Here is a 22,905-nt window from a genome sequence, read left to right as displayed (position 1 = left end):
ACAGTTAACAAGCTGGGATAACGTAAAGGTATTTCAATCGGGAGCAAAAAAGGAGAGCCTGGGCTCTCCTTTATGGATTTGAAGCTCGTCTTAATCGATGCGGAACTGACCTATGTTACGCCCCAGAGCCGTGGCCAACTGTTGGAATGCCCGCATCTTTTGTGACAATTCTTCGCTGGCGCTCAGAGATTCATCGGAGCGGCCACGAACATTTTCAATGTTGCAGGCCACTTCTTCGGCCACCACAGCCTGCTGGCCTATCGCCGCGGTGATCTCCATGGTTTGCAACTGGATGGCATCCACTGCCGCGGTGATTTCTGTCAATGCTCGCTCAACCTCCAGTGTCAGGCTTTGGCCCTGGTTGGCCTCCCTGACTCCGGCTTCCATCACCTGTTCGGCTTGCTGTGCCTGTTGCTGCAGAGTCTGGATAATGCCCTGAATATTGGTAGTCGAGTCCTGGGTGCGGGATGCCAGGGTGCGCACCTCATCGGCAACAACCGCAAAGCCCCTTCCCTGCTCCCCGGCGCGGGCCGCTTCAATGGCAGCATTGAGTGCCAGCAGATTGGTTTGCTCGGCAATGGCGCGGATCACACTGAGCACCTCGCCTATCTCCTCTGAGCTGCTTCTGAGCGCCCGAATAACCCCGGCGGCTTGGTTAACCTGTGTGGAAAGTGAGTGCATTCCCTGACTGGCCTGCTGCACCACATCTGCGCCGTTTCTTGACTGCAACAGTGCCGTCTCGGCAAACTCGGCGGCTCGTTGGGCGCTGGTCGCCATCTCCTGGCTTGTGTGGGCCATTTCGGTAGCGGCTGTGGCCACTGAGGCTATTTCCTGTTTCTGGGCGCTGACAGAGGCCAGTGCGTTGTCACACACTTCAGCCGCGGCGGCAACCCCATTATCCACCCGACCACTGAGCTCACGGGTTTCCAGCAACAGACTCTGCACCTTGGCGGCAAAACGGTTGAATGCTGCGCCAAGACGCCCAAGTTCATCGGTGCGGTTGATTTCAATGCGGCGTGACAAGTCGCCCTCACCCTGGGCGATATCTTCCATGGTGTGCAGCAGGCTATTGAGATTACGCCGAAAAGGCAGCATCATCAGGAAAACGGTTAACGCCACCAGTAAAATAATCCCCACTGAGACCAGGCTGGTTTGCCAAAGGCTTTGCTTCACAGGAGCCTGAAACACTTCATTAGGCAACATAAACCCCAAATACCAGCGCACCTTGGGATAATCACCGCGAATGGCAATATAGCTCACTCGCTGCAATTCTCCCTGATAAGTGACTTCGGCAATACCGGCATCCCGGGTTTGCATTTCACGTTTCAGTTCACTAAAGCCCTGATTGTCACCGCTGAGATTGTCAATAACGGCCGCATCAGAGCCGGCGGGGAACGCTTGATTAAAACCCGGGAAGTACACCAGTTTTCCCTGCTCCGTCATCAAAAATGCCTGGCCTTCGCCCCGATATTTGATTGGCGCCAGCAGGTTTTTACCTATGGTATCGATGAGAATATCCATACCGCCTATGCCTATCAGGCGACCATTGGCATCCTTGACTACTGTCTTGACTGTGGCCGAGATTGAGCCGTCGTTGGCATCCACAGCCGGGTCGCCGACAAACAAACCATTTTTGTCTATCGCCTCCTGCCACCAGGGACGTTTGTTGGTGTAGTAGTCGGGATCGCCATCGTAACGGCCATTGAGATCAAAGTACTCGAAGGTATTGGCCGAGCCGAAGAACACCGACTTGATCTCCTTGTCCTGCTCGGAGAAAAAGTGAAAGTAATCCACCAGCTGTTGATAGCCGGGATCGAGACTGAGATCTGAGCCACGGCTATGGTATGTGGCAAACCAGTTATTGATGGCAGGGTTAGCAAAGACAGAGTGAATAATCTGCCCCTTGGCGTAGAAGTAGTTGCCGATTTCATTGGCCTTGAGGGTGATCAGCGCCGATATATCCTGATCTATACGGGCACGGGTATCTTCACTACTGCTCTTAACCATCACAGCCGCCACGATAGACAACAACAGCGCCAGGGCACCGGCGATAGCTAATACAAGTTGCAAACTGAGGGAACGTCTTATCTGCTCCATTGCGAGTCCTATTTGTTATATTTTTATTTAAGGAAACCTGCAATGTATCAGAATCTGTTAACAAATTTGACTATAAAATGGCAAGAAACAATATAATTTTCTATGTAAACAATCCACTGCACCAAACCGAAGTAATTCAGTGCCTTATTGCCCAACTTAAGTGCATTCAATTTAATTCAGGTTCAATGCAACATCAGATAGCAAAAGAGCCGCAATAGCGGCTCTTGTCGTAGTGGCTTTGATACCGTTACATCTTGGACTGGATGTAATTCTGTAGCCCAACCTTGCCAATAAGGCCCAGCTGTTTCTCCAGCCAATACATGTGGTCGTCTTCGGTTTCTTCCAGTAATAGCTCCAATAACTCCCGGCTCTGATAGTCCTTGAGTTGCTCACACAAGGTAATGGCTTCTCTCAGGTTGGCAGCAACCTTGTATTCATATTGCAAGTCGTTGTGGAGCATCTCCTGCACATTCTTGCCTATGGTGAGAGCGTCGCGACTGGCAACATCCGGAGTGCCTTCCAGAAACAGGATCCGCGCAATCAACTTGGCGGCATGCTCTCTTTCATCATCCGACTCATGTTTAATACGCTCATAGAGCTCATTCAGCCCCCAGTCTTCATACATATGGGCATGTACGAAATACTGATCCATTGCCGACAGCTCCCCGGTCAGCAGCTTATTGAGCACATCTATGACTTGCTGATGGCCTTTCATATCTGTCTCCTTATTCTGTCTCAATCTGTGATTGCAGATAGTTAGCCAGTCCGGTCAGGCCTATCAGCTCAAACTGAGCTTCCAGCCAATCCAGATGTTCCTCTTCATCTTCCAGCAGATCCTCAAGGATATCGCGACTGACATAATCACGCTCAGCCTCACACAAGGCAATGGCATCACGCAGCACTGTCAGTTGTTCTTCCAGCATCTGTTTGTCACAGGCCAGCATCTCTTCGCTGTGTTCACCTATGCGCAGCTTGTCCAGCTGTTGCAAGTTGGGCAGACCTTCGAGAAACAACACCCGCTCGATAAGCTTGTCGGCGTGTTTCATATCCTGAATCGATTTCTTGTAGGCTTTATGGTTGAGTCCTTCCAGGCCCCAGTTCTTGAACATGCGGGCATGAAGGAAGTACTGATTGATGGCTGTCAGCTCACAGGTCAACACCTTGTTGAGCTGGGAAACCACTTTGGGATGACCTTTCATTATCTCGTCCTTTAGCTTTGATTAAACTTGATCCAAGTCAAGTTTTCCCAGCCTAGCCTAAAGTAGGAGGCATTACAAATTAACCTTTAATTTCACCAACTTACAAAAGGCAACCATTATCATTTTGACTATGATTAGCAAGAAAACTTTGTGTTCAAGTGATTAAAAAAGCTCAATATCATCCTCAATTTGTGGTCCTTCTAGCTTGCCTTCCGCCAGCAGTTGCCCATAAAACGCTACTTGGTTACGACCATTGCCTTTAACAAAATACAGTGCATTGTCAGCCTGATTGAGCAAGGTGCCGGGATCAACCCGGGGATCGATTCCCACAATTCCCATAGAGATGCGGATCCCGCCTAAACGCTCCTGCTGCAATTGAGCCAAATTCTGGGTGAACTCCTGACACAATTCGATAAGTGCCCTGCGGCTGCGCGGCGCCGGCAAGATAACAAACTCATCACCGCCGAAACGGAACATAAGATCCTGAGCACTGAACACCTGTTTCATCAGCGCCGAAACCTGCAACAAGACTTCATCGCCATAGAGGTGACCGAAGGTATCGTTGATTTTTTTGAAGTAATCTATATCGAAGATGCAGATCCACAACTTGAGCTCCTCGTCGGCATCCTGACTTGCCTGCGCTTGCTCCTGCAGGAGGTCGCAGGCAATCTCCACCGAGCTATAAAGCTGTGGCAAAAAGGCCTTGCGGTTTAATAAATTGGTCAGGCTGTCGGTTTCACTCTCCACCACTATGTGAAAATAGTTCTCATAGACCTTGGCGAAACCTCTGAGTAGAACCCTGTCTTGCTCAGTCAATAAAGGCGCGCTGACCAAGAGCACCTTGGTGAGTTTGTCATTGATGATAATAGGAACGGCCAACTCCTGATGCAAACCGTTGGAAAAACAGATCTCCCTTCGTTGTTCAATACAGAGTTTGACCGACACCGCCAAGCTGGCGCTACTGACATTGCGCTGGCCATCCAGGCCCCCTTTACGCTTGGTCAGCTTATCCACATCCAGGATACACACCTCATCTATACTGAGCATTTGCGATACAGTGGACACCAGGCTCTCGGCCAGCGAATCCAACTGCCGCTGCTCGGTCAGTTGTACCACAGAATCGAGAATAGCTTCCGGTTCCCGGTTCATCGGCATATCTCCTCTACAGAGCGCTTGTCCATGCCACAGAGTGTAGTACAAGAGAAATTGACGAGAACGATGGACGAAGAAAAGGCCTCCGAAGAGGCCCTTTTTCAAATAATTCTATCTTTGGTTAAACGCTCGCGCCGGGCTTCTTCTGCCGCTTCACGGGCCTTGCGTTTATCACATGGCTCATCACAATCACAGGCTTTTTCTATGCCCAAGACCCCGAGGCCACCACAGCTACCCTGCACCGCCTTGCGCTTGATTAAATAGCCCACAGACATCAGCAGGAAAAATGCCAGCAGTATCACAAAGGCTGCAATAAAAGTACTCATAAAGGCTCCAATTACTCTAATCGACGAAGGCTTTAAACGCAGAGCTATAGTATACCTTAAACCCTTCGTCCTGTTTTTCAATCAGCATGATGGCCAGCTTTTCCTTTTCGGCCAGGGCCAGTGAGGCTTCTGTGCCCATCACCATCATGGCAGTGGCGAAACCATCGGCCGTCATACACTGAGGGTGCAACACTGTGACAGAGGCCAGTCTGTGCTCTACCGGAAAGCCGCTGCGGGGGTCAATAATATGAGTAAAGCGCTGTCCGTCTTCCTCATAGTAGTTGCGATAATCACCCGAGGTCGCCATGGCCATGGTGCCCGGCTCTATCACCTGTTGCACGGCCAGGCCATTATCCGCCGGCTGCTCTATCGCCACCCGCCAGGGTTTGCCATCGCCTTTGCTTCCCTTGACGCTGATCTCACCGCCAATCTCCACCAGATAACCTTTGGGCTGATACTTATCCAGCAAATGAGCCACTTTATCGACCCCAAACCCTTTGGCTATGGATGACAAGTCCACATAGACGCTGGACTGAGTCTTGCTGAGCCGCTCCCCTTCTATTTGAATGGCATCTATGCCCATTCTTGCCTTGGCGTTGGCTATCTGCTCGGCAGAAGGCACTTCCAAAGGCCGCTTATCCGGGCCAAACCCCCACAGGTTGACCAAGGGTCCCAGGGTAATATCGAGCGCGCCGTCGGTGAGCTGATATAGTCTAATTCCTTCACGAATATTGGTAATGGTATCGGCGGAAACGGCCTGGCTTTGGCCTGGCTTGAGCTGATTGAAACGTGAAAGCTCGGAGTCGGGCCTGTAGGTCGACATCTGGTCGTTCACCTGCTCCAGCGCCATATCGATTTCAGCCTGTAACAACTGAGCATCCGGCAAGCGCTCACTGTTGACCACCTTAATGTGATAAGTGGTGCCCATGGTGCTGCCGGAGAGTGCAATCACATCATCCTGACTACTGCACCCAGAAACAAAAAAGGCCAATCCTATGAGGACCAGCCAATTTGCCAGCGTTGTAAACTTAGCGGTCTTGAACTGCATACTATGAATTTCCCTTACAAACTGGCACTGCCCAAAGGCAGTGCCAGGGAATGAACTAATGCTTAGCCACCGAAGTCATCCAAGAGGATATTTTCATCTTCAACGCCAAGATCTTTCAGCATAGCAATTACCGCTGCGTTCATCATTGGAGGTCCACACATGTAGAACTCGCAATCTTCAGGGGCTTCGTGCGACTTGAGGTAGTTCTCATAGAGCACGTTGTGAATGAAGCCAGTGTAGCCATCCCAATTGTCCTCAGGCTGAGGATCGGACAGGGCCACATGCCAGACAAAGTTATCATTCTCTGCCGCCAGGCCATCGAAATCTTCAACATAGAACATTTCGCGCTTGGAACGAGCACCGTACCAGAAGCTCATCTTACGCTTGGACTTAAGACGCTTGAGCTGGTCGAAGATATGAGAACGCATAGGCGCCATACCTGCACCACCGCCGATAAAGACCATTTCAGCATCGGTATCTTTGGCAAAGAACTCACCGAATGGGCCGGAGATAGTGACTTTATCACCTGGCTTGAGACTCCAGATGTAAGACGACATCTTACCACAAGGCAGACTCAAATTCCGTGGTGGAGGCGTGGCAATCCGCACGTTCAGCATGATAATACCGAACTCTTCCGGATAGTTGGCCATAGAGTATGCACGAATGGTTTCTTCATCAACCTTGGATTCCAGGTTGAAGAAACCAAAGTGTTCCCAGTCACCACGATACTCTGCTGGAATATCGAAGTCTTTATACTTCACATGGTGAGCAGGGGCTTCAATCTGAATATAACCACCTGCACGGAAAGGTACAGACTCGCCATCAGGGATCTGCAGCTTGAGCTCTTTAATGAAGGTTGCCTTGTTATCGTTGGAGATAACAGTACATTCCCACTTCTTGATGCCGAAGATCTCTTCGTCCAGCTCAATTTCCATATCTGACTTGACGTTAACCTGACAAGACAGACGGCAACCCTTACGGGCATCACCCTTGCTGATGTGATCCAGTTCGGTTGGCAGAATATCACCGCCACCGGACTTAACGTTGACACGACACTGACCACAAGATCCACCGCCACCACAGGCAGATGACACGAAAATACCGTTGTTGGCCAAAACGCCCAGCAACTTGCCACCGGCAGCAGTGGTAATCGCCTTGTCTGGGTCACCGTTGATGCCAATAGTAATATCACCGCTGGAGACCAACTTGGATTTGGCGAACAGGATCACCAGTACCAGGATCAGAACTATCGCGGTAAACATACTCACACCGAGGTAAACCTCGAGTGGAGTAGACTTAAAAATACCAAGAATATCCATTAACTTATCCTTAGAGGTTCAATTTCGGAAGCCGCTTGGTGTCCCTTAAAGGGACACACCAGAGAACGACATGAAACCTAAGGCCATCAGACCTGCAGTGATAAAGGTAATACCCAGACCACGCAGACCATTAGGCACATCAGCATACTTCAGCTTCTCACGGATACCGGCCAACAGGACGATAGCTAATGCCCAGCCAAAACCGGAACCGAAACCGAACACCAGGCTCTCACCCAGGTTGTAGTCACGTTCAACCATGAAAGATACCGCACCGAAAATCGCACAGTTTACTGTGATCAGCGGCAGGAAGATCCCCAAGGCGTTGTAGAGTGGCGGGAAGTACTTATCCAGAGCCATTTCCAGGATCTGAACCAAGGCTGCGATAACACCGATAAAGGTAATGAACTTAAGGAAGCTCAGATCGGCATCCGGTACACCTGCCCAAGCCAGTGCGCCAGGAGCCAGAATACCTTGATAGATTATCTGATTAACAGGTACTGAAATGGTCAGCACCACGATAACCGCAACCCCAAGCCCCATGGCCGTCTTCACTTTCTTGGAAACTGCCAAGAAGGTACACATCCCCAGGAAGAAGGCCAGTGCCATGTTTTCGATGAAAACAGAGCGAATTAACAAACTGATATAATGTTCCATCGCGCTTACCCTTTTGCTTCTACTTGCTCTGGCTTATAAGTGCGGATTATCCAAATCAGAATACCGATCAGGAAGAAGGCACTTGGCGGCAGCAGTAACAGGCCGTTGGGCTGATACCAGCCACCGTCTGATACTTTGGAAAGTATCTCGACGCCAAACAGCGAACCGTTACCAAAGAGTTCACGGACAAAACCTACGCTCATCAGTACCAGACCATAACCCAGGCCATTACCTATACCATCCATAAAGCTCATCAGCGGCGGGGTCTTCATCGCATAGGCCTCGGCGCGACCCATCACGATACAGTTGGTAATAATCAAACCAACGAATACCGACAGCTGCTTGGCGATGTCATAAGCGTATGCCTGCAACACCTGATCCACCACGATTACCAACGAAGCAATAATGGTCATCTGCACGATAATCCGCACACTGGCAGGAATATGGTTACGTATGATGGAGATAAACAGGTTGGAAAACGCGGTTACCGCCGTCAGTGCTATGGTCATAACCAATGCGGTTTCCAGCTTACTGGTTACCGCCAGGGCACTACACACCCCGAGGATCTGCAGCGCAATAGGGTTATTGCTGACTATAGGTCCGGTGAGAACCTGTTTGAGTTCTTTACTATCGGCCATTAGCTCAATCCTCCATTGCGTGCTTTTTCAATAAAGCGAGCAAAACCTTCCTCGCCCAGCCAGAATGTCAGCGAGTGCTGAACACCATTACTGGTCAGGGTGGCACCAGACAAGGCATCAACACCATGAGCTGACTCGGCAACGGCGGGGTTTTTGGTCACAGTAATAGCTATGTTACCCTGCTCGTCAAATAGCTTCTTACCCTGCCATTTGGCTTTCCAGCTTGGATTTTCAACTTCACCGCCCAGTCCCGGGGTTTCCCCTTGGTTGTAATAAACCAGGTTCTGGATGGTGTTCATGTCAGGTTCCAAAGCCAGGAAGGCGTACATGGTTGACCACAGGCCATAGCCATGAACCGGCAGGATAACGCTGGTCACTTTACCGGCATCATCACGCACCAGATAAACCACGGCGTTTTTGGCAATCCGCTTAACCGAAGCAATGTCATGCTCAGGCACCACAGAGGTGGCAGGATCACGAGAGGCTTTCTGTTGATCATAGGTATCGCCGTTGATATCGGTGACTTCGTCACCGGTTTTCAGCTCGATAACCTTGGCTTCAACATACTTCTTGTAAGTTTCCAAAACCACATCTTTGCTGACCTTGCCGGATTTGGTATCGATCAGATTGGCGGCTTCCAGAATAAACTTCTGCTTATCCAGCAGCTTGTTTTCCTGCTGGGTTGGCTTGAGCAGTACCGCTGCGGTCGATACGAAAATCGAGCAGACAAGACACAGGCCAACGACAACAAATAGCGTTCTTCCGAACGAATCCTTATTACTAGCCACGAGCAATCCTCCGCTTGATGTTTGCCTGGACTACAAAATGGTCAAACAGTGGCGCAAACAGGTTGGCAAACAGAATCGCCAGCATCATGCCCTCAGGGAATGCAGGGTTGATGACACGGATAAATACTGCCATGGCACCTATCAGGATACCGTAAGCCCATTTGGCCTGGTTGGTGAAGGAAGCCGACACTGGGTCAGTGGCCATAAACATCATACCGAAGGCAAAGCCACCCAGAACCAGGTGCCAGTACCAAGGCATGGCAAACATATGGTTGGTTTCAGAACCGACCAGGTTCAGCAACAGAGATACGGCAATCATACCGACCATCACGCCGCCGACAATGCGCCAGGAAGCAATACGGGTATAGATGATAACCAGACCACCGAGCAGGATAGCCAGGGTAGAGACTTCACCGACAGAACCAGGAATAAAGCCAAAGAAGGCGTCCCACCAGTTCTGGTTGAAGGCGTAGTCCAGAGTACCTGAAGCCGCTTGACTCAGCGCGGTAGCGCCGGAGAAACCGTCGGCAACGACCCAAGAAGTGTCACCGGACATATTCAACGGATAGGCAAAGAACAGAAAGGCACGACCGGCCAGTGCTGGGTTGAGGAAGTTACGTCCGGTACCACCGAACACTTCCTTAGCCACAACCACACCAAAGGTGATACCCAGTGCCACCATCCATAATGGGATAGTCGCCGGCAAGGTCAAGGCAAACAGCACAGAGGTTACGAAGAAACCCTCGTTGACTTCATGACCACGAACCGAGGCGAACAGCACTTCCCAAATACCACCGACCGCGAAGGTCACTGCATATATAGGCAGGAAGAAGCAGGCGCCATACCACATCAAGGTGGCCCAGCCAGAATCGGCTGTCAGCTGAGTACCGAAGAGCTCAAACAGACCCACCTGCCAAACATCGGGAGTACCGAAGCCAGCGGCCAGGGCGATTTGCGCCTGTAGACCCACGTTGTACATCCCGACAAACATGGCGGGGAAAGTACAGGCCCAGACAGTAATCATCATGCGTTTCAGATCCAGGTTATCGCGTACGTGGGTCTTGCCCTTGTTCACTTTACCCGGGGTGTAAAAAATGGTCGCTGCGGCTTCATAGAGCGCATACCACTTCTCGTATTTACCGCCCTTTTCAAATTGCGGTTCAATACGCTCAAGAAAATCTTTCAAGCTCATAAGCCTTCCCTCTCGACGGTCTCCAAGCAGTCACGCAGGTATGAACCATAGTCATACTTACCGGGACATACGAAAGTACACAGTGCCAGGTCTTCCTCATCCAGCTCCAGCGCACCCAATGCCACGGCGCCATCGGTATCACCAGAGATAAGATCGCGCAGCAACATAGTGGGCAGAATATCCAGAGGCATCACCCGCTCATAGTTGCCAATAGGCACCATGGCCCGCTCGGAACCACCGGTACTGCTGGTCATATTGAACAGTCGGGAAGGACTCAAGTGGCCCAGGAAAGCACGGGTAATGGAGTATTTATCGGATCCAGGCATCACCCAACCGAAGAACTCTTTCTCAGTACCCTCTTCAATCAGGGTCAACTGCTGGAAGTAGCGTCCCATATAAGCATGAGGACCTATTGCAGTACGGCCGTTAAGCACAGAACCTGAGATAACCCGAACTTGGCCATCGGCTTCGTCTTGGGTCAGGGCTTGTGTGCTGGCACCCAGCAGAGTGCGCACTAAGCGAGGGTTCTTGGCTTTGGGGCCAGTGATGGCCACTACGCGCTGGTTATTCAGTTCACCAGTGGTAAACAGCTGACCGATCGCGATGACATCCTGGTAACCCAGGTACCATACGCTGCGACGGGCAGAGGCAGGCATCAAGAAGTGGATATGAGTCCCAGGCAGACCCGCTGGATGGGGGCCAGCAAACTCTTCCACTTGGGCATTAGCCGCTGGAATGTCTGCTCCTGGTGCTTTACAGACGAAGACTTTGTCTGTCAGTCGGGCCAGTACTTTCAGGCCGTTGACGAAATCGTCTTTATGCTCAGCGATAACAACTTGAGGATCGCCCGCCAGTGGCTGGGTGTCCATGGCTGTCACGAAGATAGCCGCTGCTGTCGCATCCACTGCCGGCACCTTACTGAAAGGACGGGTGCGCAATGCGGTCCACATACCTGATTCAATCAGATTATCGCGAACCTGCTGCGGTTCCAGAGTATCCAGAGCCTGGGCATCATACTTGGCAAAAGAGACGGCGTCGTCCCCTTCTATGTCTATGACGACCGACTGCAGAACACGTTTGGCGCCGCGGTTGATTTCTAATATTGTGCCACTGGCCAAAGCCGTATATTTAACGCCAGGATTCTTTTTATCCTCAAAAATCACCTGACCTTTTTGCACTTTATCGCCCACTTTGATCTTCATCGTTGGACGTAAGCCAATATACTCTTCACCCAAAGTAGCTACGTGTTTAATGGCTGGGCCATCATGGATAACTTGCTTTGGTCCGCCTGCTATAGGCAAATCCAATCCTTTCTTAATTGTAATCATATCCACATGCACTACGTTTTGAAGGAAAGACAATGCGCCGCGTTCCTGCTAACCCCCGACTCTCACACAAAAAAATCGAGCGTTGAGCTAGCGCAGATTTATCACAGAAATGCGATCGCAATCACGCTGGTCGCGCGCATTTTACCCCAATTGAAACGCTATCGCCACGAAAATTGTAGTGTTTTAACCTGCTTTCAAAGTGACCAAGAGAGAATTGAGCCAAACGAGTTAAGCAGAGATAGCGATAAGCAGGCAAAAGGCAGGATTTTGTCCTGACTCATAAATTTATACCTTTAATTTTTAAAGAAATAATCGACTAAATAGTCGAAAATACTTATTTCATCTTCACAGCTTTACCGGGGAGGCTCTGCTTCAAAATTTCATTCGATAGCCCAGCTGTAAACGTCGACCAACACTTGCCAACAAACCACTGTCATCTTCACGTAACGGACTAGCGTCATCGAGCAGATCCTCGGCGCGAAAATAGAGCTGATGTTTTGAGTTGAAGTCATAACTCAGCAGCAGATCCAGCTGCATGCTGTCCTTAGCCGTCACCTGAGGGGTAAGGCTTGCCACTTCTGAACGATATATACCCTGAGCTCTGGCCTTAAAGCCGCCCCACTCCAGACCGGCATGAAGACTCAAGGCATGCTCAGGCAACCAGGGCAACTGCTCATCGACCATCAGGCAAGGTCCACTCAGCATAAGGCAACCCGAATGCTGCGCCTTGGCTTGGGTATAATGATACTTGAGCCCCATGGGCCAATTGACACTGCCTGAGTCCAGCCGGTAATCGAGCGCCAGTTCGGCGCCTTTAACATCTACTTCTCCGAGATTGTATTGATTGAGGCGCAGCGCAGGGTCGCAGAAGCTACTTGCGGTGCAGTCAAAATGCAGATTGTCGAAGTCTCGCTGGTACAGGCTCAGTGCACTTTTCAGCCTACCTGACTCAAAGCGGCCACCGAGTTCATATTGCCAGGCTTGCTGGGAGCGTTGCCCCTGGTTGCCGGGGCTCGCCGCCGCCCAGGCCCTGCCGGCACTGATGAACAGGCTCAGTGCCTCCCCGCGCCAACTGAGCTTGGCCGTGGGTAACCATTCACTTTCGGAGAAATCCGCGGCTGAAAGCGGCACGGTTTCGCTGCTGCGCTCCAAGCTGACATCTTCATAGCCGACGCCGAGCTCCAGAGTCACGGCCGACCAGTTGAGCTCAGCCGTCACCGCCGAGCTCCAGACACTGGCCTTGTCATCAATCCTGACACTCAGACTCTGCGCGGTATCACTCAGCAGTCCATCCTGCCATAACCAACTCCCCAGGCCGGGGGCCTGCTCGGCCTTGTCTCTGTGCCAGCGGGCACTGTAACTCACCTTGTGGCGACCATACTGAGTAATGGCCTGAGTCTGGATCCCCATAGCCTCGAAGTCATCATCACGGCGAAAGTCGACCAATGAAACCGCGCCGATAGCATCGGCATCCAAGGCCGCCAGTTGCTCAAGCACGTCACCTTGAATAAAGGCGCCATCGGCAAAACTCATCTGCAACTGCGAGCTGTGATGGCTATGGTAGTAAAGCTCGGTAAACACTCGAGAGCCGGCGCTAGGCTCAACGCGGTGTGACAGCTGATATCTGTGACTGCGGTTCTTGAGTCTATCCTGCGTGGCAGCGCCATACACCAGTTCAGGGTTCAGTTGCCAATCGGCAGCCGTCAGCCCCATTCCCGGCAAAAACTGCCGCAGCTGTGAATACTGATACTTGAATTCAGTATGTTGCCGACTGCGGGCACCCGGCAAGCTGTTGGCCGCTATCTTGAAAAGGACCTTGGTCTGGCTGTCGTCTTGCCCCTGCTCGGCGCTTCTCGGCTCCTGCCAGGGTTGCTGGCGCCTGTGGCTCGCCTGCAGCAACACCTTATAATCATCGGCATCAATCAGGCCGCGGCCCTCGGCGCCCCAACCTTTATCTTCATTGCCTTGAAGCCGCACGCTCTTGCCCGGAGATTCCTGCAACCCCAGGCTTTGGGTTTCCAAAACGCCAAAACTGCCGCTACCGCCATAGAACAAGCTACCGGCGGCATTGGCCCTGCTGGCAACCAGGGTATCGGGATCCGGCAGTTGCCACAAATAAGGTGCAGAATAAGGTGCCGGCGCCAGATTGACCCTGTCTTCGATAATCGCTATTCCGGAATGGCCGCTGCCACCGGCGCCGCGGATACTGAAACTGCCAGGCAGGGTTGGGATAAGCTCGCCACCGGCAGTCAATTGCCGCTCGGCCGAGTCATAGTACATGGCATTGATTGCTGCGGGCTCAAAAGCCGGATGGTCAGCAGCCAAAGCTTCGGAAGCACGCGCCCACTGCCCGGCCAAACTCCCGCTCACCAAAACGGCCACTGCACTCACCTTAAGCAAGCCACGCCTCTGACTCATATCCCAATCCCCTATCAGCAGTTACCGCATATTTAATGTTATATTTTTGTAAACTAACTGATTTGCGAATAAAAAAAAAGCGACTTGAGTAAATATCAAGCCGCTTGATTGAGCGAGGTAAGCCGGGCGGGATTAGAGCTGCTTCAGCAGTTCCTCACTCAACTTGAGATCGTCGTTACGGTTAACGCTGACACCGGCGGCAATAATATTGCGGGCAATATCCTGCGCCTGCTCCAGAGAATGCATCTGATAGGTACCGCACTGGTATTCGTTCAGCTCGGGAATAGCCTTTTGATCTTGTACCTTGAGCACATCTTCCATGGCTGCCAACCAGGCATCGGCAACCCGGCCTTCTTCCGGTGTCCCGATAAGGCTCATGTAAAAGCCGGTGCGGCAACCCATGGGTGAAATATCTATGATCTCCACTCCGTCACCATTGAGGTGATCGCGCATAAAGCCGGCAAACAGGTGTTCCAGAGTATGAATGCCACGCTCGCTGAGAATATCCTTGTTGGGCGCGCAAAAACGCAGGTCAAATACCGTAATGGTATCGCCCTTTGGTGTGCTCATGGTCTTGGCCACCCGCACTGCCGGTGCCTCCATCTTGGTATGGTCCACGGTAAAGCTGTCTAACAATGGCATGGGTATTCTCCCTTGGATGGCAAGCAGGCTTGCACTGTTATATGGTTTCGCGTCTCAAAGCGCTATTATTACAGCGCCAAAACACAAATGCAGCCCCTGGAGGCGGTTTATCAAGCTAGGACTTTTAACCTCGGCACTTGGGCGACTCAGGCACGGCGCTTTGGGCATCCCATTCGGCCTGAGTATAAGTGTGCATGGACAGAGCGTGCACGCCATTGGCCAGTTCTTCCGCCAATGCCTGATTCACTTCTCTATGGCGAGCCAGCAGACGCTTGCCATCAAAGGCTTCACTGACAATGATCACCTTGAAGTGCGTCTCTGAATTAGGCGGCACATGGTGATTGTGGCTCTCGTTGATGACTTCTATATGACTCGGCGTCAGGGCGAGGTGCAACTTCTGCTCTATGGTCTGGGCAACGGACATGGTAAAACCTGATATAAACTGTTGGGATTGGCGGCAGGTTACTGCGTCGGCGAACAAAGATCAATCCGGCAATTTTCAACCACCAGGGGGATGAAAACCCAATTTGAGCTGCCGATAGGTGAGATTGAGCCTGGGCTCTGTGAGTTTCAGCCTTCTTGGCAACGCATGTTGCCATTCCTGCTGCATCGGCCAGCGCATCAACAAGAGATCGCCCGAGTTAAGCCTAAGCCGCAGCTTCTCGCCGCTTTGCTTGTGTCTCAAATCAAAATCGCGCCCGGCGCCCAGACTGATTGAAGCGATATCAGCCCCCTCAGCCAGCTCAGGTTCATCGTCGCTGTGCCAACCCATGGCGTCGCGGCCATCGGCATAACGATTTACCAGCACGCCATTGCTGCCAAGCTGCCAATCCCGATCCAGCTTTTGCCTTAGCCGTAACAGATATTTGGGCCAGGGAAGCGCCCTGACCAATAACCCTGAGTAGCGATAATCACAGCCGGGATCGCCAAACCACACCTGAGTACGGGGAATGGCGTGACGCTTACCGAATATCTCAAGCTCGGGGCGAGTCAGGGGATAATGCTCCGCCTCGCGCCAAATGGCTTCCTGCTGGGCTGGATTGAGATAACCGCGCACCAGCAACATAGGCGGTTGCTCAAACCGCTGCACGCCTGTTGTCGACTCAGCAGATGAGCCAGGCTCAAGTGCAAACAGTGACTGCTGTATCTCTTTTGAACTCATGTTTAATCTCATCTTTGAACTTCATGGCATTGTTTCTCTGTGGCTTATTGCCGGGCTTAAGCCTTCTCTATTACATAATGACCAAGGCAGATTTTCGCAAATATCGCCTTGAGCGCCAGTATTTGCGATAATCCGCGCAAATTCGTCCTTTAAGCCCTGTTATATGACCAGCCAGTTCTCAGCCGCTGATATTCAGCTCACTCTGCACCGCTATCCCGAAGAGCAGGAATCCAACCTCCAGGCCTGGGATGCCGCCGATGAACACCTGCTCAAACAGATCGCCGAGGAACAAGCGCCTCAATCTGTGCTTATTATCAACGACAGCTTTGGTGCCCTGCTGTGCGCCATTCGCCAAGGTTACCCAGATGCAAAGATTCACTGGAGCTCGGATGCCCGCACTTCCCACCTTGGCGCTCGACAGAATCTTGAGAAAAACCATCTCAGCGATGCCGACATTCACTGGCTAAACAGTCGGGAAATGCCTGCTTGTGTACCCGATACCATATTGCTGAAGCTGCCCAAGAACCTCAACTTTTTTGCCTGGCAGCTGACCATGCTGGCCAATATGCTTCCCGCCGGTACCCGGGTATTGATTGGCGCCAAGGCCAAATCCATCAATCAAGCCTTGTTGGCCCTGATTGGCAAACATCTGGGCCAGGCCAGCGCCAGTCTGGCATGGAAAAAGACCCGGGTGATAACCGCCTTCGCCGATGGCCAGGCACGCGAATTGCCTGCCCCCAGCGAGTGGCCCCTTGGCGAATTCGGCCTCAATATCTGTAATCTCAGCAATGTATTTGCCGCCGGCAAACTGGATATCGGCGCCCGTTTGATGTTGGCCAACCTCCCCGAAGGTGAGTTTAGCTCTGTGGTGGACCTGGGCTGCGGCAATGGCGTTTTGGGGCTGGCGGCGGCCAAGCGTTATCCCGAGGCGAGCATTCACTTTGTCGATGACTCAGAGATGGCCGTGGAAAGTGCCCGGCTCAACTGGCAGGGCAATGGCTTTGAAGCCGAACGCGGCCACTTTTATTGGGACGACTGTCTGAGTCATTTGAGCGCCGGCGTCGCACCGGATCTGGTGCTCTGTAACCCGCCGTTTCATCAGGGAGAGGCCATCACAGATCATATTGCCTGGCAGATGTTCCTCGATGCCAGACGGCGTCTGGTGAACGGCGGCATACTGCATGTGGTCGGCAACCGTCACCTGGGCTACCACATCAAGCTCAAGCGCCTGTTTGGCAACTGCAAGACCATAGCCTCCAATGGTAAGTTTGTGATCCTGCAAGCCTCTAAATAAAAGGCCAACAAGAGTAAACCTTGTTGACCCATTCCGGCCCCCGTTGGGAACCTGGAAAGAAACAGGCCGGGAGAGACCCCGGCCTGTGTAGTTAAATTTTGTGATTTCATGCGGCAACTTGGCCGCGTCTGTAACGCAAGCCGCCAAGCAGTACCAGACTCGCGAGCGCCAGCACTGACAGGCTGCCGCCGGCATCGACTATCACAGTCGCGCCATCATCTCTGTCCCATTCGCGACTCTCCAGCGGCAAGGCATAGAGGCTATTGCTTTCATAAGAACTTATGGTTGCCACTATGTCACTGTAACCGGGTTCATAGAGGTCGATCAGCACATCATAGTGATCGCTGGGGTAGCCGCTCTCTAACGTGGTGAGCACTTCAAAGTCATCCTGGGTACTGTCTCCCTGAATGTAGAACACCTCAGTGCTGTAGTAATGCTTCCAGTCACCGCCGTTGCGGCTCAGATAAAGCTCGGCATAAACGGGCACAGACTCGGCCGGATCATTACCGTAAACATCGGCATCGAAGCGCACCGCAAAGCTGCGATAAAAGCCATCAGAGTCATAATCATCATAAAGGTAGCTGGCCGCCTCATAAAAGCTGAACTCATGGTAATAGCTGTGGGCAGTAGTGGAGACCATCCGCTGCGGCGCGGCTTGGATCTTGGGCAGTTTCTGTTTATTGGCAATCATCTGCTCGCGGGTCATGCGCTCACCGGAAACCTGAGCTCCGGTAGATTGCCACTCCTGCTGCAGTTGCTTGAGCAACTGCCTGTGTTGTGCCGCCCGTAGCTTCGCGCCTGAGCTATCCTGTTCATCGCTCGGTTGCTGCGCTTTTTGGCCGATGGAGACTTGTCCGCCGACAGGCTCCTTGGCATAGGCAGCAGGCAGAGCCCCAAACAGAGCCAAAAACAGCGACAGGCTAAATACAGTGTAAGATAATAATTTCATAGTGCTTCTCCACAGGGCGCATCCCGCGCTTATTCGGGTTTAGGGAAGGTGCGAACAAGTCCCATGTGTGCTCTGCGTCGGCTTACAGGCCTGGATGCAAGGCGTGGTTCGCAGCAAATGGCCCTAGTCCTTTGCAAGAAGCACAACATAGCAGGCAGGTCTGTAAGCCACGCCCTTCGGGGCTTTCACAGCAACCGGCTCTCTGCGTTATCCGACTTCGACAGGCCCCGGCATGCCTTCAGTCAGATGCCTTGAACGCCAATTGCTGTGCAAGCCAGAGTGCCACGAGGACTTATTCGCACCTTCCTTAGCATTATTAAAAGTCAGCCTGGGTGAACATGAGATGAACGGTTTCTGTCAGCCGATGTTCATCTTGGAAGGAGTACAACTGACCGGGCCTGAGCGAAAACCGGGGGTGAAGGACAGATAGAGAGTGAAGGCCCGGCTGGCTATTTCATCCACCGCGGGGATCTTTTACACTGGGCCAAGCGTTTCCAAAAGGGCAAAACCATGAAAAGGGGCAGTAAAATCAAGCATCAAGCTTATCACTCAAGCGGAATTATCGCGGCAAGCATGCTATTGCTGTCGCTGGCTTTCGCTCAGCCCCTGCATGCTGGCCCCTTTGCCAAGCCGGAACGAACGACTCAGGCCCAGGAGGCCAAGCTGAAAGTCCGCAGCGGCGATGAAGCCGCCAGACTGGTGAAGCAGGCTTATGGCGGTAAGGTACTCAGGGTGCAGTCTGTGAAGGGCAACGGCAACCCGGGGTATCGGGTCAAACTGCTGCAGGACAGTGGCCGAATTGTCTATGTCTCTGTGGATGCCCGCAGCGGCCGCCTGCAGGCAAACTGACAGGAAATAGCTTATGCGACTGTTATTGGTAGAAGATGATGCCGCCTTACAGGCCAACTTAAAACAGCATCTGCAAGAGGCAGGTTTCAATCTGGATACGGCATCAGACGGCGAAGAAGGGCTGTTTCTGGCGGCGGAGTATCCCTATGATGCCGCCATTATCGATATCGGCCTGCCCAAACTCAGCGGCATAGCACTGATTGAACAGATGCGCGCCAAGGGACTGGATTACCCTGTGCTGATCCTCACCGCCAGAGATGGCTGGCAAGACAAGGTGGAAGGCCTGGATGCCGGCGGTGATGACTACCTCACCAAACCCTTCCACCCCATGGAGCTCACCGCCAGGATCAAGGCTTTAATCCGCCGCAGCGCCGGTAAGGCCAGCCCCTTGCTGCAAAGTGGCCCTGTCACCCTGAATACCAGCAGCGGTGAAGTCCGACTTGGCAAACACAGCGTCAGCCTCAGCGCCTCCGAATACAAATTGCTCGAGTATCTGATGCTGCATCAGGGCGAAGTCACTTCCAAGAGTCTGCTTATCGAGCATATCTATGATCAGGACTTTGATCTCGACTCCAATGTGATTGAGGTATTTATTCGCCGTTTGCGCAAGAAGCTGGATCCCGAGGGCACGCTTGGGCTTATTGAAACCCTGCGTGGTCAGGGTTATCGCCTTAATACGCTTCCTGTCAGAGATACCCCCTGATGAAGCCCTTGCCTGCAAGGCTTTTGCCCGGTTCACTCAAGGGCCGGTTGGTGATCAGCGCCCTGCTGTTGAATCTGGTGCTCTTGCCGCTTATCGGCGTAACCCTGAGCGATGCCTTTCGTGCCCAATTGACCCACGCGGTAAAAGATGAACTCAGCGCCGCCCTTTATGGAGTATTGGCATTGGCAGAAGTGGAACAGGGCGAACTGGTTCTGCCGGAACAATTACAGGACAAACAGTTCAACATAGATCAATCCGGGCTCTACGCCTTGGTCAGTAGCCAAGGCAAACTGGTATGGCATTCGCCTTCCTTTATCGGTATGCCGCCTCCGGGCAAGCTTCCAAGCCCACCACTCGGTGAAGGCCGCTTTGGCGAAATGCTTCTCCTGGGCAAACCCCACTTCAATTACAGCTTCAGCGCCAGCTTTGCCTCGGCCTCGAATAATGGCCGGGATATTCCCTTTACCGTACACATCATCAAAGATCAGACCGGCTTTGAGCAAACCCAAGGCGCCTTCAGCCGCCAGCTCTGGCAATACCTGGGACTATTGATGCTGTTCCTGTTACTGGTACAAGGTGGCTGGCTCTGGTGGACACTCAAACCACTGGCGCGCTTTCGCGCCGAGCTCGAAGCGGTTGAGCAAGGCAAACGGCAACATCTCGGCAGCGACTATCCCAAGGAGCTGCAACAGGTCGCGACCCAGCTCAATGCCCTGATAAGCAACGAACAGCGCCAACGCCAGCGTTATCGCAACGCCTTGTCGGATCTGGCCCATAGCCTGAAAACGCCGCTGGCGGTACTGCAAAGCCTCAAGTCTTTGCCGAGCGATGCCCAAGAGCCCATCAGCCAAATCAACGCCAGCATAGGACACCAGTTGAAGCGAGCCCAAAGTGCCGGCAGCGGCGCTTGGCACCAAGGGGTGAACAGTAAAACCGTGGCCGACAAACTGCTGCGAACCCTTGGCAAGATTTATGCCGAGAAGGCGCTGGAGTTTGAAGCTGAGCTGGCAACAAATGCCCTGTTTTACGGTGATGAAGCCGACCTGGCCGAACTCCTCGGCAATCTACTGGATAACGCCTGCAAGGCAGCAAACAGCAAGGTCGCCCTCAAAACCTGGGTAAACGAAAAAGGCCTGAACCTCTGCATCGAAGACGATGGCCCGGGCATTACTGAGCAGCAAAAAAACCAGCTGTTCGAGCGCGGTGTCAGAGCCGATAACTACCAACAAGGTCATGGTATAGGACTGGCGATAGTCAAAGATCTGCTGCAGAGCTACCAAGGCCAGTGGCAAATAGATCAATCTCCCCTGGGTGGCGCCCGCTTCACCCTGTTTTTACCCAGAAGTTGAGATTGGGGAATAGTACATTCATTCCCCATCCTTACCGATTTCCAACAAGGCTAATCTTGCCAAATGGCGATAATGCCACTCTTGATACTGCCAACAAGCACAGCCCAAGTTTCCGGCAATGGATGTTTCAGCCTGCCGCTGGGATGGGCTCGAAGCCCGAATGCAGTGAAAATCAGGATATCAGAGACGACCTTTCGCACAGGCGACCCTGTGACACGGCGAGAGTTGCGCAGCAACATGCTTTCGAGCGCAAACCTGGGATGGTAAGCTGGCCGTTGTGCATGAATGCATTTGCTCCACGACTTTAGGCCGCTGACACAGCGGATATCATGGCTTTAAGCCAAAACTCACCAATGAACTTGATCCTAGCGGCTAGCTAAGTTGTAGCCCATCACCTGCGGTGCGCCTTTCGCACAGGCGATCCTGTGACGTGGCGAGAGTTGCATAGCAACATGCTTTCGAGCGCGAGTCATGGATAACGAGCTGGCCGTTAAACAGGGACGTTGTTCGAGTACGTCCCTTATCTCCTTAGATGGAGTGTATGCCGACATTTGTCTGGAACAAATGCGGTGGTAAGCTCTGCCTCGCCATCCCAGGCTCGGAAGGTCACAGTTCCACCTGTGCCTGAAAAATAGGTGTATGTCTGCAGATCTCTCAAATATTTCAAGCTATTTAGGACTAACAGAGTTGCACCAATTCCCCCCCGGTGTCGCCGAAAGCCGTTGGCACAAATAACATTGCAGAGTGACGCCCCCTCAGGAAATAACCGCTTCCCAAAGTAGCGTTGATATCCTGTCTGCGAGAGCTGTTGGTTACGCTCAATACCATGATGAAAAATCGAACCCGAATGGGGCGAAAGCTATCACAATTAGCGAAATACCTATTGACGGAGTGCCACAGTCACTTGTTATGTTTCAATGCCTCGTTCCTTAAGCATATTTTTAAAAACTATTTGAGCCCATTTAATTACTATTTCAGAATTCCCAAGTTCATCTTTATCCAGGTAAGAGATGAGGACAGGATACCCGCCGGTGGGACAATACTTTGAATGTTCAAATCCATCCCATTTCAAACCCAACCCACGAACAGGTATGCTGGGGTCTCCGTTAACCCAGTAACTTACTTTTTCAAAATATCCCGCAGATATCAGGGATTCCCCAATGTTTATGGCTTGTTCTACGGATTGAAAACAAACAGGTTGATAGGTAGTTTTATTGGTCGAAGAGCAACCTATAAACAGGAGGCTTAAAAAAGCGACATGCCAAATCCTCATAATATCTTCCTTGAAAAATAAAACCGCGATCACCGGCTTGTCCAGTGCGGCGCATTGTTATATGCCTTTTTGTTTACGATATGAAGCATAACTTTTTAAACCAAATGCAACTGTTAAACATAGGCAAAGTAACGGAATGAAATAATACAGCCAATATAATTGTTCAAAAAAGGCATTAATTGGCTTACCCGTGGTACTTTGTTCTACACTGGAAATCCAGTTATATGAATAGTAAGTGAGATACGCAAACATAAGAGTAATAGCGACCCCAACTTGCCAAAAGGAGCCAGTGAGTTCCCAGAATTGCTCTAAGAGTTCTTCTAATATTGAATTTCTACGTCCCATGTAGACTTCTCCTTTAGCATATACGCCGCCAACAGCGGCCGAGCGTAGCGAGGTCCAGTGCACGAAGTGCGCGATGCTGCTTGGCCTTGTTATGCATTTAGGCGGCACTTAAATGCAAACGTGTACTCAGCAAAAAATCAAGCCACCCACTTTAAAACAATAACTTAATCTTCTTTCGGT

The 22,905-nt window shown here is 51.9% G+C and carries 23 protein-coding genes; 4 read left to right on the top strand and 19 right to left on the bottom strand.

The genetic code is table 11. The features are described from left to right. Positions 1-90: 90 nt before the first annotated feature. The 16 genes from RC73_RS05000 to RC73_RS04920 all read right to left on the bottom strand — a co-directional run bounded on the left by RC73_RS05000 (position 91) and on the right by RC73_RS04920 (position 15,963). On the bottom strand, positions 91-2,097 hold the full coding sequence (locus RC73_RS05000) for a methyl-accepting chemotaxis protein (RefSeq protein ID WP_039033620.1): 2,007 nt from the start codon (positions 2,095-2,097) through the stop codon (positions 91-93). 247 nt (positions 2,098-2,344) lie between these two features. Then, entirely contained in the window at positions 2,345-2,812 is a 468-nt protein-coding gene (bfr, locus tag RC73_RS04995; RefSeq protein ID WP_039033619.1) for a bacterioferritin, read from the bottom strand. A 10-nt stretch (positions 2,813-2,822) separates the two neighbouring features. Beyond that, positions 2,823-3,296 carry a bacterioferritin gene (gene bfr / locus RC73_RS04990; RefSeq protein ID WP_039033618.1) on the bottom strand — a complete coding sequence of 158 codons (474 nt, stop codon included), beginning with the start codon at positions 3,294-3,296 and terminating at the stop codon, positions 2,823-2,825. Positions 3,297-3,458: 162 nt separating this feature from the next. Continuing rightward, positions 3,459-4,445: a GGDEF domain-containing protein gene (locus tag RC73_RS04985; protein WP_039033617.1), complete on the bottom strand. Its 987-nt coding sequence runs from the start codon at positions 4,443-4,445 to the stop codon at positions 3,459-3,461. Positions 4,446-4,549: 104 nt separating this feature from the next. Then, positions 4,550-4,774 carry a (Na+)-NQR maturation NqrM gene (nqrM, locus tag RC73_RS04980; RefSeq protein ID WP_025011868.1) on the bottom strand — a complete coding sequence of 75 codons (225 nt, stop codon included), beginning with the start codon at positions 4,772-4,774 and terminating at the stop codon, positions 4,550-4,552. Positions 4,775-4,790: 16 nt separating this feature from the next. Beyond that, entirely contained in the window at positions 4,791-5,822 is a 1,032-nt protein-coding gene (locus RC73_RS04975; RefSeq protein WP_039033616.1) for an FAD:protein FMN transferase, read from the bottom strand. 62 nt (positions 5,823-5,884) lie between these two features. Continuing rightward, positions 5,885-7,141 (bottom strand): NADH:ubiquinone reductase (Na(+)-transporting) subunit F, encoded by a 1,257-nt coding sequence (gene nqrF, locus RC73_RS04970; RefSeq protein WP_039033615.1) that lies wholly within the window; start codon positions 7,139-7,141, stop codon positions 5,885-5,887. A 45-nt stretch (positions 7,142-7,186) separates the two neighbouring features. After that, positions 7,187-7,795, bottom strand: coding sequence for an NADH:ubiquinone reductase (Na(+)-transporting) subunit E (gene nqrE, locus RC73_RS04965; RefSeq protein WP_039033614.1), 609 nt, complete (start codon positions 7,793-7,795; stop codon positions 7,187-7,189). Between the two features lie 5 nt (positions 7,796-7,800). Further along, positions 7,801-8,433, bottom strand: a complete 633-nt coding sequence (locus RC73_RS04960) for an NADH:ubiquinone reductase (Na(+)-transporting) subunit D (RefSeq protein WP_039033613.1) — start codon at positions 8,431-8,433, stop codon at positions 7,801-7,803. Then, complete coding sequence (locus RC73_RS04955) at positions 8,433-9,221, bottom strand: Na(+)-translocating NADH-quinone reductase subunit C (RefSeq protein WP_039033612.1); 789 nt, start codon at positions 9,219-9,221, stop codon at positions 8,433-8,435. The genes RC73_RS04960 and RC73_RS04955 overlap by 1 nt, the downstream gene beginning before the upstream one ends. Then, a complete protein-coding gene (locus RC73_RS04950; protein WP_039033611.1) occupies positions 9,214-10,413 on the bottom strand; it encodes an NADH:ubiquinone reductase (Na(+)-transporting) subunit B in 1,200 nt (399 codons plus the stop codon). Before RC73_RS04950 ends, RC73_RS04955 begins: the two co-directional genes overlap by 8 nt. Then, positions 10,410-11,741 carry a Na(+)-translocating NADH-quinone reductase subunit A gene (locus RC73_RS04945; protein ID WP_039033688.1) on the bottom strand — a complete coding sequence of 444 codons (1,332 nt, stop codon included), beginning with the start codon at positions 11,739-11,741 and terminating at the stop codon, positions 10,410-10,412. The genes RC73_RS04950 and RC73_RS04945 overlap by 4 nt, the downstream gene beginning before the upstream one ends. Before the next feature lie 372 nt (positions 11,742-12,113). Then, complete coding sequence (locus RC73_RS04935) at positions 12,114-14,159, bottom strand: TonB-dependent receptor (RefSeq protein WP_039033609.1); 2,046 nt, start codon at positions 14,157-14,159, stop codon at positions 12,114-12,116. Between the two features lie 132 nt (positions 14,160-14,291). After that, entirely contained in the window at positions 14,292-14,801 is a 510-nt protein-coding gene (luxS, locus tag RC73_RS04930; RefSeq protein ID WP_039033608.1) for an S-ribosylhomocysteine lyase, read from the bottom strand. Between the two features lie 124 nt (positions 14,802-14,925). Then, entirely contained in the window at positions 14,926-15,225 is a 300-nt protein-coding gene (locus RC73_RS04925) for a BolA family protein (protein WP_039033687.1), read from the bottom strand. 75 nt (positions 15,226-15,300) lie between these two features. Further along, the gene (locus RC73_RS04920) at positions 15,301-15,963 is read right to left on the bottom strand and encodes an alpha-ketoglutarate-dependent dioxygenase AlkB family protein (RefSeq protein WP_152608414.1); all 663 of its coding nucleotides are present in this window, start codon (positions 15,961-15,963) and stop codon (positions 15,301-15,303) included. Between the two features lie 163 nt (positions 15,964-16,126). Here RC73_RS04920 and RC73_RS04915 point away from each other — a divergent pair, with 163 nt between their 5' ends. Further along, positions 16,127-17,257, top strand: coding sequence for a methyltransferase (locus RC73_RS04915; protein WP_039033607.1), 1,131 nt, complete (start codon positions 16,127-16,129; stop codon positions 17,255-17,257). Positions 17,258-17,363: 106 nt separating this feature from the next. Here the strand turns inward: RC73_RS04915 and RC73_RS04910 are convergent, their stop codons facing one another. Then, positions 17,364-18,206: a choice-of-anchor H family protein gene (locus tag RC73_RS04910; protein WP_052247999.1), complete on the bottom strand. Its 843-nt coding sequence runs from the start codon at positions 18,204-18,206 to the stop codon at positions 17,364-17,366. Positions 18,207-18,716: 510 nt separating this feature from the next. Between RC73_RS04910 and RC73_RS04905 the strand changes: the two genes are divergently transcribed. Genes RC73_RS04905 through RC73_RS04895 form a run of 3 tightly spaced genes read left to right on the top strand, consistent with a single transcriptional unit; the run spans position 18,717 to position 21,107 of the window. Then, positions 18,717-19,055 carry a PepSY domain-containing protein gene (locus RC73_RS04905; RefSeq protein WP_235369967.1) on the top strand — a complete coding sequence of 113 codons (339 nt, stop codon included), beginning with the start codon at positions 18,717-18,719 and terminating at the stop codon, positions 19,053-19,055. A gap of 13 nt (positions 19,056-19,068) precedes the next feature. Further along, positions 19,069-19,758: a response regulator transcription factor gene (locus RC73_RS04900; RefSeq protein WP_039033606.1), complete on the top strand. Its 690-nt coding sequence runs from the start codon at positions 19,069-19,071 to the stop codon at positions 19,756-19,758. Continuing rightward, positions 19,758-21,107, top strand: coding sequence for an ATP-binding protein (locus tag RC73_RS04895; protein ID WP_039033605.1), 1,350 nt, complete (start codon positions 19,758-19,760; stop codon positions 21,105-21,107). The genes RC73_RS04900 and RC73_RS04895 overlap by 1 nt, the downstream gene beginning before the upstream one ends. Before the next feature lie 907 nt (positions 21,108-22,014). On the opposite strand, the gene RC73_RS04885 is transcribed toward RC73_RS04895, so the two are convergent. Beyond that, positions 22,015-22,380, bottom strand: a complete 366-nt coding sequence (locus RC73_RS04885) for a hypothetical protein (RefSeq protein ID WP_039033603.1) — start codon at positions 22,378-22,380, stop codon at positions 22,015-22,017. Between the two features lie 57 nt (positions 22,381-22,437). Next, positions 22,438-22,725, bottom strand: a complete 288-nt coding sequence (locus tag RC73_RS04880; protein WP_039033602.1) for a hypothetical protein — start codon at positions 22,723-22,725, stop codon at positions 22,438-22,440. Positions 22,726-22,905 lie beyond the last annotated feature (180 nt).

It is taken from the genome of Shewanella sp. ECSMB14102 (genome assembly GCF_000813075.1).
GTDB lineage: Bacteria > Pseudomonadota > Gammaproteobacteria > Enterobacterales > Shewanellaceae > Shewanella > Shewanella indica.
This window is presented reverse-complemented; position numbering and strand designations above follow the sequence as displayed.